The 751-nt window shown below is 74.7% G+C and carries 1 protein-coding gene; it reads left to right on the top strand.

The features are described 5' to 3' along the window. The coding region (locus KCH_RS07560; RefSeq protein WP_035860496.1) for an oxidoreductase at nucleotides 1-751 on the top strand (751 nt) is incomplete at both ends.

The following is a 751-nucleotide window of genomic DNA, read 5'->3' as shown; positions in this document are numbered from 1 at the left end:
CGCTCGCACGGCTCGGTCCCGGCGATCCAGCTGGCCCACGCCGGACGCAAGGCCTCCACCGCGAAGGCCGGCAAGGGCGGCGGCCCGCTCGCCGTCGAGGACGGCGGCTGGCCGGTGGTCGGCGCCTCGCCGCTCCCGTTCAAGGACGGCTACCCGACGCCGATCGAGCTGACGGAAGCTCAGATCGCCGAACTGGTCGAGGACTTCGCGTCCGCCGCCCGCCGCGCGCTGGCCGCCGGCTTCCAGGTGGTCGACGTGCACGGCGCCCACGGCTACCTGATCCACCAGTTCCTCTCCCCGCTCACCAACCACCGCACCGACGGCTACGGCGGCGACTTCGCCGGCCGCTCCCGCCTCGCCCGCGAGGTCACCGCCGCGGTGCGCGCCGTCTGGCCCTCGGAACTGCCCGTCCTGTTCCGGGTCTCGGCGACCGACTGGGTCGCCGACGAGCCCAGCTGGACGGTCGAGGAGAGCGTCCTGCTCGCCAAGGAGCTCCAGGCGATCGGCGTCGACCTGGTCGACGTCTCCTCCGGCGGCCTGGTCCCGGACGCGAAGATCGTCGTCGGGCCCGGCTACCAGGTCCCGTTCGCGGCGCAGATCCGCGAGCAGTCCGGCGTCCCGGTCAGCGCCGTCGGCGCGATCACCGAGCCCGCCCAGGCGGAGCAGATCCTGGCGGACGGCGCCGCGGACGTGGTGATGCTCGGCCGCGAGCTGCTCCGCGACCCGTACTGGCCGCTGCACGCGGCGAAGG

The sequence above is a fragment of the Kitasatospora cheerisanensis KCTC 2395 genome, from assembly GCF_000696185.1.
Lineage (GTDB): Bacteria > Actinomycetota > Actinomycetes > Streptomycetales > Streptomycetaceae > Kitasatospora > Kitasatospora cheerisanensis.
This window is presented reverse-complemented; position numbering and strand designations above follow the sequence as displayed.